This is a genomic window from Curtobacterium sp. MCSS17_016, assembly GCF_003234255.2.
Taxonomy (GTDB): Bacteria; Actinomycetota; Actinomycetes; order Actinomycetales; family Microbacteriaceae; genus Curtobacterium; species Curtobacterium flaccumfaciens.
In genome coordinates this window covers 2,449,029-2,463,728 of sequence record NZ_CP126254.1, presented here as the reverse complement: position 1 = coordinate 2,463,728, position 14,700 = coordinate 2,449,029, and the positions used below count along the sequence as shown (strand labels likewise).

The window sequence follows — 14,700 nt, the reverse complement described above, 5'->3', positions numbered from 1 at the left end:
GGAGAAGAACCAGGGAACCCCTGACCATTCGTGGTCAGGGGTTTTCTGCGTTTGCGGACCGTCAACAGGGCAGGTTGGAGAGACGGACGCCGCGGTAGGGTTGTCGGGTCATGACTGCGCCATTCACCACTGCCTCCGGCTCCGACATCCGCGTCCGCTTCTGCCCGAGCCCGACGGGGACCCCGCACGTGGGGCTCATCCGCACCGCGCTCTTCAACTGGGCCTACGCCCGTCACACCGGCGGCAAGCTCGTGTTCCGCATCGAGGACACCGACGCCGCCCGCGACAGCGAGGAGTCGTACGCGCAGATCCTCGACGCGCTCCGCTGGCTGCGGCTCGACTGGGACGAGGGCGTGGACGCCGGCGGCGAGCACGGACCGTACCGGCAGTCCGAGCGCACCGCGATCTACGACGACGTGATCGCGAAGCTCAAGGAGTCGGGTCACATCTACGAGTCCTTCGTCATGCCGGACGAGATGGAAGCCCGGAACAAGGCGGCCGGTCGTGACCCCAAGCAGGGCTACGACAATCACGAGCGTGACCTGACCGATGCCGAGCGCCAGGCGTTCCGCGACGAGGGCCGCGAGCCGGCGCTCCGCCTGCGCGTCCCCGACCGTGACCTGAGCTTCGACGACCTGGTGCGCGGGGAGATCACCTTCAAGCAGGGCACGTTCCCCGACTTCGTGGTGGTCCGCCCGAACGGCAAGCCGCTGTACACGTTCACCAACCCGGTCGACGACGCCCTGATGGGCATCACCCACGTGCTCCGGGGCGAGGACCTGCTGTCGTCGACCCCGCGCCAGATCGCCCTGTACGAGGCGCTGTACGAGATCGGCCTCGCGCCCTCCATCCCCGTGTTCGGACACCTGCCGTACGTGATGGGGGAGGGCAACAAGAAGCTCTCGAAGCGTGACCCCGAGTCGAACCTGTTCCACCACCGCGCCGCCGGCATGATCCCGGAGGGGCTCGTCAACTACCTGGCGCTCCTCGGCTGGTCGATCGGCCCCGACCGCGACGTGTTCTCGATCGACGAGATGGTGGCGGCGTTCGACGTCACCGACGTGAACCCGAACCCGGCCCGTTTCGACCACAAGAAGGCCGAGGCGATCAACGGGGACCACATCCGTCTGCTCGCTCCCGAAGACTTCCGGTCGCGTCTGCTGGCGTACCTGTCGGAGTTCATCAGCGACCCGGCGACCCCGGAGCAGCTCGAGGTCCTGACCAAGGCCGCCCCGCTCGTGCAGGAGCGCATGCAGCTGCTCGGCGAGGCGCCGGCGATGCTCGGCTTCCTGTTCACCTCCGACGCCGACCTGGTGGTCGAGGACGACGCACTGGCCTCGCTCAAGGGCGACACGGCGACGGTCCTGACCGCGAGCACCGCCGCGCTCGAGGGCGTCCAGGACTGGACCACCGAGGCCATCGAGGGTGCGCTCCGTGCGGCCCTCATCGACGAGCTCGGCCTGAAGCCCCGCGTCGCCTTCGGCCCGCTGCGCGTGGCGGTGTCCGGACGCCGGATCAGCCCGCCGCTGTTCGAGTCGATGGAGATCCTGGGCAAGGAGTCCACCCTGACCCGGCTCCGCGCCCTCGCGGCGCGCTGACCGACCGTGAGCAGTACGGAGCACGCCGACCAGGTCGTGCACGACGTCGCGGTCATCGGCGCCGGGCCGGCCGGGCTGAGCGCTGCGCTCAACCTGGTCCGGGCGAAGCGCACCGTGCTGCTCGTCGACGCCAACCGCCCCCGGAACGCCGCGACGCTGCGGTCGCACGGGTTCCTGACGCGGGACGGCATCTCGCCGCTCGAACTCCGCAAGCTCGGGCGGACCGAGGTCGAGGGGTACCCGGAAGCGACGGTCGTCCAGTCCGTCGTCGACCTGGTGGCCCCGGACCCCGACACCGACACCTGGCAGGTGCACGGCTCGTGGCGCGGCACCGAGCTCGAGGCCCGCGCCCGGACGGTCGTCGTGGCGACGGGGTTGCGTGAGGAGTTCCCGGCGCTGCCGATGCTCCGCGCGTTCTACGGCACCGCGGTGCACAGCTGTGTCGAGTGTGATGCGTACGACAAGGCCGGGCAGCCGCTCGCCTTCATCTGCGAGACCGACGACGTGGTCGACCGGGCGCTGCTCATCGCCGCATGGACCGACGACCTGATCGTCTACACGAACGGGGTGGCACCGCTCGACGACGCCGGCCGCGCTCGACTGTCGGCCGCGGGGGTCGTCGTGGACGAGCGGGTCGTCGAGGACCTCGAGGGCGATCGCACCGGGATGACCGGCGTCCGACTCGCCGACGGCCACGTCGAGCCACGGACCGGTGGGTTCGTCCGACCGGTGTGGCACGCCGACCTCGACTGGCTGGGCACCGGCGCCACCACGAGTCCGAGCGCAACGAGCGGGAACACGGCCGCGAACGGCGACACGCCCGGAGCGCTCGACGGGCTCCAGCGCGACACGCAGGGACTCCTCGTGGTCGACCGGGTGGGCCGGACGTCCGTCCCCGGGCTCTACGCCGTGGGAGACGTCACACCTCCCGGGCCGGAGCAGCTCATCGTCGCCGCCGGACACGGAGCCGCGACCGCCGCCGCCGTGCACCGAGACCTGGTGGGTGGTCTTGCGGACCTCCGGGATGCTGTACAGTAGTTGATCGTGCCCCGGGTGACCGGGCCAGAAGGCCGACAGGCCTTTTGGGGTATGGTGTAATTGGCAACACAGCGGTTTCTGGTACCGTCGTTCTTGGTTCGAGTCCAGGTACCCCAGCACTCGACGAACAGCCCCCGGGACATCCCGGGGGCTGTTCTCGTTTCCGGGACCTTCTCGTTCCGAGCGTCCTCATCGGCGATGCACGGCGCATCCACGGTCACGCCACGGCTCATCCGGAGGTTGCGCGGAACCGCACGATCCCCGAGCCGGGCGAGCCGCCGTGCGGACGGCGCCCACGGCAGTGGACCGGTCGTTCCGGAGTCGTACCGTCCGTGGCGGGCGCAGGCCGCGCCTCCAGGCCGGTTGCGGTTCCCCGCACCGGGCCGGAGCCTGCTCGCGGGTCGGGGGAGCGCGGACCTACGGTCGGAAGACCGTCGCGGGAGTCGTGGCGGTCCGCTGCTGAGCACCCGAGGTGTCATCGTGACCTCCGTCGACCCGCTGACGACCGTCGATCCCTGGAACCACCCCGCAGCCGTGCCCGCGGCGGCCGACCACTCCGTACTGGACCGCTGGGACCGCGTGGTGGCGCTCCGGGGCGACGCCGCCGCGCTCGCGGGGGACGGCCGTCCCTACACCTACGCCGAAGCGGACCGGGCCTCGCGCGCGCTGGCCGCAGCCCTGGCCGTGACGCTCCGACCCGACGACCGCAGCGGCGCCGGTGTCGGCGACACCCCGGGCGGGGCGTCGAAGCCGGTCGGGCTGATGGCGGGGCAGTCGACCGAGGCCGTGATCGGCATCCTCGCGCTGGTGCGTGCCGGACGGACCGTGGTGGTGCTCGACGACCACCTGCCCGCAGCACGGCTGGCACACGTGGCCCGGCTCGCCGGCGTCGACGAGATCGTCGCCGACACCGAGCGTGCAGCGCTGGCCGCCGACGTGGTCGCGGAACGGGACGGCCGGGTGCACGCCCTCGGCGAGCTGCTGGACGCGGGCGAACCGCTGGACGCGGGCGGTCCCGGCGCGGCCCCGTCGGCGGACACCGTCGGCGTGCGCCCCGGCGGGCGGGACCCCTTCGCCATCGTCTTCACCTCCGGCTCGACCGGCATGCCGAAGGGCGTCGTCCTGACGCACCGGCAGCAGATCGCCGACGCCGAGCAGGACGCGGTCGCGCTCGGCCTCGGCCCGGGTGACCGGCTCGGTGTCGTCCTGCCGCTGTCGTTCGCCGCCGGGCTCCTGTTCTCGTTCGACACGTTGCTCTGCGGCGGCACCATCGTGCTGCTCGAGCCGCGTGAACTCGGTGTCGAGCGGCTGCTCGGGCGGTTCCGGGACGACGACGTGAACGTGCTCGTCTGCACCCCGCACCTGCTGCGCTCGATCATCGGGTCGCAGAATGCCCCCGGGTCGCACGGGACCGCCGCCGGGACCGCGCCGGTGCTCGGCGGGCTGCGTTTCCTGATGACCACGGGCGAGTCCGTCACCGGCGCCGACCTCGCCGCGGCTCGACCCCACCTGGACCCGGACACGCTGCTCCTGAACGCCTTCGGCTCGAGCGAGACCGCGTGCGTCGCGTACTGCCCGGTGGCCCCGGGCGAGCCGGTGCCCGAGGGCGTCGTGCCCGCCGGGTGGCCGTTGCCCGGCAAGACGGTCCTCGTGCTCCGTGAGGACGGCAGCCCCGCCGACCCGGGGGAGACTGGTGAGCTCGTCGTCGTCTCCGACGCCCTGACCGCGGGCTACTGGGGCGCGCCGGAGAAGACCGCCGAACGGGCCGGACGCACCGGCGAGGCCGAGGCCGTCGTCGGCATCCCCGTCGGGACCCCGAGCTGGCGGCAGGGCGACCTGGCACGCGTCGACCCCGACGGGCGGCTCGTGCTGCTCGGCCGGTCCGACGACGCCGTGAAGGTCCGCGGCTACCTGGTCGAGCCGAGTGAGGTCGAGGCGGCGCTCCGCGCGGTCCCCGAGGTGCACGATGCGGTCGTGACGGCACAGGTCGACCCCGGTTCCGTCACCCGGCTCGTCGCCTACGTGGTCGGTCGCCCGGGGCACCGCACCCCGGCACCGGGTGCGCTCCGACGGGCGCTCCGTGAGCGGCTGCCCGAGTACATGGTGCCGGCGTCGATCGTGCCGATGACCGAACTGCCGCGGAACGAGCGCGGCAAGGTCGACCGGGCCGAACTCCCCGGGGCACCGAGCGTCGAGACCGAGATGGTCGAGGGCGAGTACGACCAGTGGGAGCTCGTCGTGGGGCAGATCTGGGCCGAGGTGCTCGGCCTGCGGGGCGTGCACCTGGACGAGGACTTCTCCGCCCTCGGCGGCGACTCGCTGTCCGCCGAGGAGATGCTCGCCGTCGTGCAGGACCGGCTCGGGGTCGACCTGCGCTCCTCGGACGTGCTCGAGCACCCGACGCTCCGCGCCTTCGCCCGACGGGTGCGGAGCGGGACGAGCGCGCTGCCGAGCCACCCCGACGTCGTGAAGGTGTCCGAGGCGCGCGAGGGCGGCCGTCCGCCGGTGTTCTGCTTCGCCGGTGGCGGTGCCCTGGCGCTGACGTTCCTGCCGCTCTCGCGGCACCTGCCCGCGCACGACCTGTACGCGTTCCAGCAGCACGCCCTCGAGCGCCGTGGGATGCCGGACTGGAACATCGAGCGGAGCGCCCGCCGCTACCTCGCCCTGATGCGCATCGTGCAGCCCCGCGGCCCGTACCTGCTCGTCGGGCACTCGCTCGGCGGACTCGTCGCGCTCGAGATCGCCCGGCTCCTGACCGAGAGCGGCGAGCAGGTGGAGCACGTCGTCCTGCTCGACACCTACCTGCCCCGCACGAAGTCCGAACAGGCCCGCCTGCACTTCGGCCGGATGGAGTCGCGCGACCAGCCGAACACCGCCGTCCGGGCCGTGCAGCGGGGGCTCGACCGCGCCGTCAGGCGGGTGCTGCCCGCGGGTGTGCCGTACGGGGCACTGTTCGCCAAGCGGCTCCGTGCCTACACCGCCGGCGTGCTGCGGCACGGTGGGCAGAAGGACTTCGACGCCTTCTTCGACCAGGCCGAGATCGTCACCAGGCGCCACCACCCGACGCCGTTCCACGGGCGCGCCACCTACGTCCTCGCCGACGCCAACCCCGACGCCGCCGGGTGGTCCGCCCTGCTGCGCGGGCCCACCGAGATGGTGCGGATCGCGAGCGAGCACACGTCGCTGCTGCGGGAACCGCACGTCGCCGAGCTGGCGGTCGCGCTGCGGGCCGCCTTCGAGACGGCGGACGTGCCGCAGGTCTGAGACCGGCCCACGACCGGACGGGAGGCGCGGTGCCGGCTGGCACCGCGCCTCCCGTCCGCTCGTCCTGCGTCCACCACCCGCCGGCCGCCGCGCCGGACCGCCAACCTGCACGACCGTTGCGGGTTTCCGTATCCGCACCCGGGTGTCCGCAAGGGACCGCACCGCGCATTGACCCTCCCGCTGGCCACGGCGATGGTTGGAACCGCGGGGGAGAGTACCCACTCACCCGCGGCAAGCAGGCGGCGTCGTACCCGCGTCCCGCTGCTCGACCGACGACGGTCACCGTCGTCGATGCGTCATCCGAGGACGCGCCGCTCGTCTCGACGAGCCACCACCCGACAGCAACCCTGACCCGACAGGACCGCGCCATGCCCGCACGTACCGTTCGCCCTGCAGACCCGAGGGTCTCCGTCGTCATCCCGGCACGGAACGAGGCCCGCAACCTCGAGATCATCCTCCCGAAGCTCCCGCCCGTGTACGAGGTGATCCTGGTCGACGGCAACTCCGTCGACGACACCATCGCCGCCGCCCAGCGCGTGATGCCCGACATCCGCGTCGTGCACCAGACCCGCAAGGGCAAGGGCAACGCCCTGGCCTGCGGCTTCGAGGCCGTCACCGGCGACATCGTCGTCATGTTCGACGCCGACTGCTCCGCGGACCCCGACGAGATCCCGCGGTTCGTGCAGGCACTCGTCGACGGCGCCGACGTCGCGAAGGGCACCCGGTACTCGCTCGGCGGTGGCAGCGACGACATCACGATCGTCCGGAACATGGGCAACCGCGGCCTGAACATGCTCTGCAACATCATCCTCGGCACCCGCTACAGCGACCTCTGCTACGGCTACAACGCCTTCTGGGCGGACGTCCTGCCGGAGATCGGTCTGCTGTCGTCCGAGCTGCCGAAGCCGGCCGACGGTTCGATGCTGTGGGGCGACGGGTTCGAGATCGAGACCGTCCTGACCTGCCGCTGGTCGGCCGCCGAGCTCGCGATCACCGAGGTGCCGAGCCACGAGAAGCTCCGCGTGCACGGTTCGAGCAACCTCAACGCCGTGACCGACGGCATCCGCGTGCTGAAGTCGATCATGCACGAGCGTCGTCGTGCCGCGATCGGCCGTGCCGAGGTCCGTCGCGCGGCGATGAGCGTCGTGCCGCCGGCCGAGCAGCTCGCCGCGCCGGCTGCTGCGCCGGTTGCTGCTGCTCCCGTCGCTGCGGCGCCGGTCGCTGCGTCCGTCGCGACCCCTGTCGCTGCGTCCGCCGTCGCCGGGGCGTCCGTCGCCGGGGCTGCCGTCGTCGCGTCCGTCGTCGCCCTCGAGGAGGACGTCGCGTGACGACCGTCGCGGTCGTCATCTGCGCCTACACCCAGCAGCGCTGGGGTGACCTGCAGGACAGCGTCGAGTCGGCCAAGCGCCAGCCCGAGGGCCCCGAGGTCGTCGTCGTCATCGACCACGAGCCCGAGCTCCTGGCCCGCGCCGCCGCGCGCTGGCCGGAACTCCGGGTCGTCCCGAACACCGAGGACCGCGGACTCTCCGGGGCCCGGAACACCGGTGTCGCCCTGACCGACGCCGACGTCGTCGCGTTCCTGGACGACGACGCCACCGCGGACCCCGACTGGCTCGGGCACATGCTCACCGCGCTCGAGGACCCCGACGTCGTCGGTGTCGGCGGTCGTGCCACGCCGTCCTGGCCGACCGCGACCGGCCCCGGCCCGTACGCCGACGAACTGCTCTGGATCGTCGGGTGCTCGTACCGCGGGCTGCCCGAGACCCCGGGCGACGTCCGCAACGTCATCGGGTCGAGCATGGCGTTCCGCCGCGACGCGATCCTGCTCGCCGGCGGCTTCCGCTCCGGCATCGGCCGCGTCGGCAACCAGCCGCTCGGCTGCGAGGAGACCGAACTCTGCATCCGCATCGCCCAGGCCCGTCCCGGCGCGCGGATCCGGCACGAACCGCGCTCGAACGTCTCGCACCGGGTCTCGCCGGACCGCGTGACGATGCGCTACCTGCGCCGCCGCAGCTACTACGAGGGCATCTCGAAGGCCGTGCTGAGCCGTCGGGTCGGCACCGGCGACTCGCTCGCCAGCGAGTCGACCTACCTGACCCGGGTGATCCCGGGCGCCGTGTTGCGCGAACTGCGCCACGTCGGTCGTGGCGGAGGCCTGCGGGCGTACGCCATCGCGCTCTCCGTCGTCTCGACGGTCGCGGGCTACGCCGTCGGCCGGGTCCTCGGCACCGTCGTCGTGCGGACCCCGCCCGCACCCGCCCCGCTCCCGCAGCCGGTGGGCACACCGTGACCCGCGCGACCCTGGCGATGGTCCTCTCGCCGGTCGTGACCGGGCCGCTCGTCCCCACCTGGGACGGCGCGCTCTGGGTCGGCGAGGTCGACCGTGCCGACGTGCACGCGTCGAGCCACCGGGACGTCATCGCCCTGCAGGGATCCGCCGGGTACGGGCGTGCCCGCCTGCTCGTCCGCGACCACGGCGAGCCGCTCGGCTTCGTCGAGGCCGAGATCACCGAACGCCGTCGCATCGGCGGCACCATCGACGTCCGTGCGCTCCAGCGCGCGATCCGGCCCATGCCGGCACCCGAGCGTCGGCCGGCAGCAGGTCTGGTGCTGCCGTCCGTCACCGTGGTGCTCTGCACGGACGGCGCCGCCGGCACGACCATGCGGTCGGTGCTCGCCAACGGGCACGCCGACTTCGACGTCGTCGTCGTCTCGCACGGCGCCGACGACGGCGGCGTGGCGACGGTCGACATCAGCGGACGCCGCGTCACCACCATCCCCGCGCCCGAGGGCGGCCTCGCCGCCGCGCGGAACGCCGGCCTGCTCGTCGCGATCGGCGACGTCGTCGCGTTCGTGGACGAGGGTGCCGTCGTGGACGGCGACTGGATCGCCGCCATCGCCCGTGCCTTCGCGACCGACCCCGACGTGGCCTGCGTCACCGGGCTCGTGCCGAGTGCCGAGCTCCGGACGCCGGCGCAGCGCTGGCACGACGACCGCACCCCCGGTGGGCGGACCGTCCGCCGGCGGGTCTTCCGGCTCGACGACCCGGTCGACGACCTCCCGCTGCACCCCTTCGCCGCCTCGGCCTACGGCACCGGCGCGAACCTCGCCGTGCACCGCGCGACCGCGCTCCGGATCGGCGGGTTCGACACCGCCTTCGGTCCCGGCACCCGCGTCGGCGGTGGCGACGACCTCGACCTCTTCACACGACTGCTGTTCGCCGGATCCGCGATCGCCGTCGAACCGGCCGCGATCGCGTGGCAGCGATCGGCGGACGACGTCGCGTCGCTCCGCGCCGCCGCTGCCGCGCACGGCCACGGACTCGGAGCCTGGATGACCAAGAACGCACTCGACCGCGACACGCTGACCGCTTCGGTGGACGCGGCGCCGGAGGCCATCAGCGCCTTCGCACGCCTCGGCCTCGAGCAGGGCGACGACGCTGCCGACGCTGCTCCGGCGAACGGCCACGGGACGGGCGCCGCGCGTGACGCGGACACCGTCGACGCCGTCGACGCGGAGTTCGCGGCGACGAAGCGCCGGTTGCGTCGCGTCGAGCGGCGATCCGTGCTCACCGCACCGGTCCTGGCGCTCCGCGAACGCATGGGCGGCGCGGGGACGATCGACCGGACGGCGCACGGTCGCCACGAGCTGCAGCGCGGCCTCGACACCGCGGGTCCAGCACGACCGATTCCGGGTGGCGCGATGGGCCCGGCGGCCCGACTCGGCGCCGCCGCGATCGTCGTGCTGACGCTCGTGGTGGCCGCCGTCGGCAGCGTCGTCGAGTTGCCCACCCTGCGGGCGAGCGCCGTCGCGGTCTTCCTGTTCGCACTGCTCGGGGTCGCCCCGATGCTGCTCGTCCGTCCGATGTCCCTCGCCCGGTTCGCCGTCCTCGCCGTCACCGGGTCGCTCGTCGGCACGATCGGCATCGGGTACACCATGGCGACCTTCCACATCTGGGCGCCGACGGTCCCCTTCGTCGGTGTCGTCGTGCTCACCGCGGCGGCGCTCGCCGTCTCGGTACCCCGTGACGTGGGGGAGCTCCGTCGCGCCGGCCTCGTGCGCCGCGAGACCGCCCGGCCCCGGTGGAGCACGACCGCCACCGTGACGGCGCTCTCGCTCGGCGGGCTCGTCGTGGTGGTCGTCGCCGCGCTCACCCACATGGGCGACCCGGTGCCCGCAGGCCTGTTCGGCTCGCTCGGCCCCGGCCTGGTCGTCGGCCTCGTGCTCGTCGTCGCCGCGGCGGTCATCGCCCTGGTCCGCGGCCGCGCGCTCGCCGTGCCCGTCGTCGTGCTCGGCGGTGTCGTGCAGCTCGCCCAGGCGATCACGTACGGCGTGCCCACGGTGACCGCCGCCGCGCGGCACATCGGTGTCGTCGAGTACATCCGCCAGTTCGGTGGGACCAACCCGTCGGCCGACATCTTCCAGACCTGGTCCGGCCTGTTCGCCGGCGCCGCCTGGGTCGCCGACGTCGGGGGCATCGTCAACACGATCCTCATCGCCGCGTGGGTGCCCGTCCTGCTCGCCTTCAGCACGACCATCGCCGTCGGCGTCCTGGCGGCGCACTGGCTGCCCGGCGCCCGTCGGCCGTGGATCGCAGCGCTGCTGACCGCGATGACCGGTTCGCTCAACACCACGTACTTCTCGCCGCAGTCGACCGGCATCCTGATGTCGATCGTGATCCTCGTGCTCGCCACCGGACCGCTGCGCGATGCCGCCGTCACCACCGCCGACGGCTCCGTCGCCGCCAAGCCGCGGGCACGGCGCGTGGGGCTCTCGCGGATCGTCGCGATCACCCTCATCGGCATCGTGCTCGCCGTGACCCACCAGATCTCGCCGTACCTGACGGTCGCCGCACTCGTCACGCTCATCGTGTTCCGGATGCTCCGCCCCTGGTGGCTGCCCGCCGTCGTGCTCGTGCCGGCGGTGGTCTTCGCCGCGCTGAACGGCGACATCCTCGGACGGTTCCTGTCGCTCGCGGCGGTCGGACGCGTGCTCGACAACGTGCAGCCGCCCGCGCACGACATGACGGTCCTGCCGAAGCCGCTCGTCACGCGTCTGGCGTTCGACATCCCCGCAGCCGCGCTCGTGGTGCTCGGGCTCATCGCCGTGGTGACCGTCCTGATGCGGCGCGACCGGACGCACTGGGCGCTCCTCGCCACCGCCGCGAGCCCGATCTCGCTGCTCGTCGCCACGAACTACGGCCAGGAGGGCGTCTTCCGCGTCGTGCTCTTCGCGACGCCGTGGATCGCGATCCTGGCGGCGGCGCTCCCGATGCCCGCCGGTCGGTTCGCCCCGGTCGGGGCGGTCCTGCAGCGGGGAATGCGTCCGTCCGCGGTGCGGTTCGCGGTCGCCGGAGCAGCGGTGGCGGCGCTCGTCGCGATCGGTGCGTTCGGGCAGACCTCGCTCGACTGGAACCGCGTCATGACCCGGAGCCAGTCCGCGGCGACGCAGTACTACGACCGCACGGCACCCGCGGGCTCCGTGATGCTGCTCACCGGGTCGGCCAACGCCGTCCCGAGCAACACCGGAGCACGGTACTTCGACGTGGGCTACCTGTCCCGCGAAGCACTCGGCCCGTACCCGGACCCGACCGGCGGCTACGACGCCGAGGCGGACCTGTCGAACGTGACGCGGGAGCTCGTCGTGAACTGGTCGTCCACCGGCTACTACGCCCTGGTCGCCGAGCCCTTCGGCGCCTACGACGAGCGGTACGGCTACCAGAGCGACGCCGACTACCAGGAGCTCGCCGCCGCCATGGCGTCCTCGCCCTACTGGAAGCGGGTCTGGTCGTCGGGGACGACCGCGATGTACGAACTGACGACGGAGGGCCTGCGCCATGCAACCGACTGAACCGACCTCCGACAGACCGCGACGGACGCGACGGGCCACCGTCGCGTCCGTCGCGGGCGTGCTCGCCACCGTGCTCGCCGTGCTGATCGCGCCGAACCTCGCCGTCCAGCCGGCCGCCGCTGCGGCTGCGGACTGCAGCGCCGGGCGGGTGCTCAACGTCGTCGCCCACCCCGACGACGACCTGCTCTTCCAGGGCACGGACCTGCGGAAGGACATCGACGCGGGGCGCTGCGTCCGCTCGGTGATCGTCACCGCCGGTGACGCCGGCAAGCCCGACTGGTACTGGCAGGAACGCCAGGTCGGGCTGATGGCCGCCTACGCGAGCATGGCCGGCGTCGACCCGGCGTCGACGACCGGCTCCACGACGGTCGCCGGACGGACCCTGCTCACCGAGACCCTGACCGCCGACCCGCGGATCAGCCTGGTCTTCATGGACCTGCCGGACGGCAACGTCGAGGGCAACGGCTTCTGGGCGAACGGCTACGAGAGCCTCCAGCGCCTGTACACGGGCGACATGGACACGCTGCACACCGTCGCCGATGCCCCGCACGCCGCCACGTACACGCTCGCGCAGCTCCGGGCGACGCTGCAGGGGATCGTGCAGGACTTCGCGCCGACGGACATCCACACCCTCGACCACGAGGGCGAGTACGGCGACGGGGACCACAGCGACCACCACACGGTCGCGTACCTGACCGACCAGGTGCAGCAGCAGTACACCGGCGCGCACGGCTTCACCGGGTACATGGGGTACCCGATCGCCGACCGTCCGGCGAACCTGACGACGGCCGAGACCCAGGCGAAGGCCGACGCGTTCTTCACCTACGCCGCGCACGACAGCGAGACCTGCGCCTCGTACGAGGCCTGCTCGGCTCGACCCGAGACCTCGTGGCTCAGCCGGCAGTACACCGCCGGCTCACCCGTGCCGACGGACCCCACCGACCCCACGGACCCGACCCCCGCACACAAGGACGTGACGGGTTCGGCGTCGGTGACGGCGAGTGCGGAGAACCCGGCTGATGGTCAGACGGCCGTGAAGGCGGTCGATGGTGTGGTGAGCGGGTACCCGGATGCGCCGACGGCGGAGTGGGTTGCGCCGTCTGGTCGTGCGGGGACGTGGATCCAGCTCGGGTGGGCGGGGGCGACGGTGTTGGACGCGGTCGAGCTCGCTGATCGTCCGAACGCGGTGGACCAGGTGCTGGGTGGGACGTTGACGTTCTCGGACGGTTCGAGTGTGACGGTGCCGGCGTTGAACAACGGCGGTGCGGTGCAGCGGATCACGTTCGCGGCGCGCAGTGTCAGGTGGGTGCGGTTCACGGTGACGGCGGTCAGTGGCGGGACGCAGAACGTCGGGCTCGCCGAGATCCGCGCGTTCTCCCCGGCGAGCAGCGGCGGTACGACGCCGACGCCGACGCCGACGCCGACGCCGACGCCGACGCCCACGCCGACGCCGACGCCCACGCCGACCCCGACGCCCACGCCGACCCCGACGCCCACGCCGACGCCCACTCCGGGCCTGCGGGACGTCACCGGCTCGGCGACCCCGACGGCGATCGCCGACAACCCGGCCGACGGCCAGACCGTCGCGAAGGCCGTCGACGGCGTCGTGTCCGGCCACCCGGTCGACCACACCGCCGAGTGGACCGTGCCCTGGGGACGGACCGGCATCTGGATCCAGCTCGACTGGGCCGCCCCGGTCGCGCTCCAGCGCATCGTCCTGCACGACCGTCCGAACAGCGACGACCAGATCACGAGCGGCACGCTGACGTTCTCGGACGGCAGCCAGGTCGCCGTGGGCGAGCTCCCGAACGACGGCAGTGCCCGCACGGTGGACTTCACCGCCCGCAACGTCACCTGGGTGCGGTTCACCACCACCGGGGTGTCGAACAGCACGATCAACGTCGGTCTCTCGGAGATCCGCGCATGGACAGCTGGATGACCCCGGACGAGGACGGCCCCCGCCCCGTCGCCGAGCAGTCGGCCGCCGCGCACGGTGCCCCACCCGCGCACGGCCTCGGCGCCTCCCGTCACCGCACCCCGCTCCGGACACGGGGACGACGGGTCGCGATCGTGGCCACCGCCCTGGTGGTCGCGGTCGGTGCCGTCGCCGCGGCGACCACCGGCACGACGTCCGTCGGCCCCGGACCCAGCGGGGTCGCGATGCCGACCGGCGACGGGGACGGCTGGAAGCGGGTGTTCTCCGAGGACTTCGACGACACCACCCCGTCGGGCGGGTTTGAGGCAGCGTACGACGACCGGTTCACCGTCTACCACGGCTTCGCGGACACCGCGGGGACCGGTCGGTACCAGGCGTCCACGCTGAGCGCCCACGACGGGATGCTCGACATGCACCTGCGCACGACGAAGGCGGGCACCCCGCTCGCCGGCGGGGTCGTGCCGCTCGTCGACGGACGATGGGGCGGACAGACCTCCGGCCGGTACAGCATCCGGATGAAGAGCGACGAGGTCGACGGCTACGGGGTGGCGGTGCTGCTCTGGAGTGACGAGAACGTCTGGGCGCACGGTGAGATCGACTTCCCCGAGGGGGCTCTCGGTGCGCCCGCCTGGCTCAACGTGCACTGCCTGGTCGACCCGGCCGAGAAGTGCATCCACCACGAGACCGACGCGTCGCTGGCCGACTGGCACACGTACACGATCGAGTGGACGCCGTCGCGGATGTCGTTCCTGGTCGACGACGAGGTCGTCGGGAGCACCACACAGGACATCCCCGTGGAGCGCATGCACCTGGTCGTGCAGACGGGATCGCTCGAGGGCCTGCCGCCCCGGGACGCCGCCGGGTCGTTGCTGGTCGACTGGATGACGATCGACGTGCCCGCGGACGGCGAGAGCCCCCGGGCCACGCTGCCGTCCACGGAACCCACCGCCGGCTGACGGCGCCGAGCCCGGCGCAGACCGACGCCGCCGCCCGGTGCACGCAGACGACGCCGGG

The 14,700-nt window shown here is 72.8% G+C and carries 8 protein-coding genes and 1 tRNA gene; all 9 read left to right on the top strand.

What is annotated here, in order from left to right; genetic code table 11:
* Nucleotides 1-110: 110 nt before the first annotated feature.
* A complete protein-coding gene (gene gltX / locus DEJ19_RS11610) occupies nt 111-1,598 on the top strand; it encodes a glutamate--tRNA ligase (protein ID WP_111233081.1) in 1,488 nt (495 codons plus the stop codon).
* A gap of 6 nt (nt 1,599-1,604) precedes the next feature.
* Entirely contained in the window at nt 1,605-2,636 is a 1,032-nt protein-coding gene (locus DEJ19_RS11605; RefSeq protein WP_111096106.1) for an NAD(P)/FAD-dependent oxidoreductase, read from the top strand.
* Between the two features lie 45 nt (nt 2,637-2,681).
* A tRNA-Gln gene (locus DEJ19_RS11600) sits at nt 2,682-2,753 on the top strand.
* Nucleotides 2,754-3,116: 363 nt separating this feature from the next.
* The gene (locus DEJ19_RS11595) at nt 3,117-5,900 is read left to right on the top strand and encodes a non-ribosomal peptide synthetase (RefSeq protein WP_181441512.1); all 2,784 of its coding nucleotides are present in this window, start codon (nt 3,117-3,119) and stop codon (nt 5,898-5,900) included.
* 368 nt (nt 5,901-6,268) lie between these two features.
* Nucleotides 6,269-7,228, top strand: a complete 960-nt coding sequence (locus tag DEJ19_RS11590) for a glycosyltransferase family 2 protein (protein ID WP_111047116.1) — start codon at nt 6,269-6,271, stop codon at nt 7,226-7,228.
* The gene (locus DEJ19_RS11585; protein ID WP_071246821.1) at nt 7,225-8,190 is read left to right on the top strand and encodes a glycosyltransferase family 2 protein; all 966 of its coding nucleotides are present in this window, start codon (nt 7,225-7,227) and stop codon (nt 8,188-8,190) included. Before DEJ19_RS11590 ends, DEJ19_RS11585 begins: the two co-directional genes overlap by 4 nt.
* Complete coding sequence (locus DEJ19_RS11580; protein ID WP_111233079.1) at nt 8,187-11,750, top strand: glycosyltransferase; 3,564 nt, start codon at nt 8,187-8,189, stop codon at nt 11,748-11,750. The genes DEJ19_RS11585 and DEJ19_RS11580 overlap by 4 nt, the downstream gene beginning before the upstream one ends.
* The gene (locus DEJ19_RS11575; protein ID WP_284176448.1) at nt 11,737-13,689 is read left to right on the top strand and encodes a DUF7402 domain-containing protein; all 1,953 of its coding nucleotides are present in this window, start codon (nt 11,737-11,739) and stop codon (nt 13,687-13,689) included. The genes DEJ19_RS11580 and DEJ19_RS11575 overlap by 14 nt, the downstream gene beginning before the upstream one ends.
* Nucleotides 13,674-14,642 carry a glycoside hydrolase family 16 protein gene (locus DEJ19_RS11570; RefSeq protein ID WP_111233077.1) on the top strand — a complete coding sequence of 323 codons (969 nt, stop codon included), beginning with the start codon at nt 13,674-13,676 and terminating at the stop codon, nt 14,640-14,642. Before DEJ19_RS11575 ends, DEJ19_RS11570 begins: the two co-directional genes overlap by 16 nt.
* The last annotated feature ends 58 nt before the right edge of the window (nt 14,643-14,700 follow it).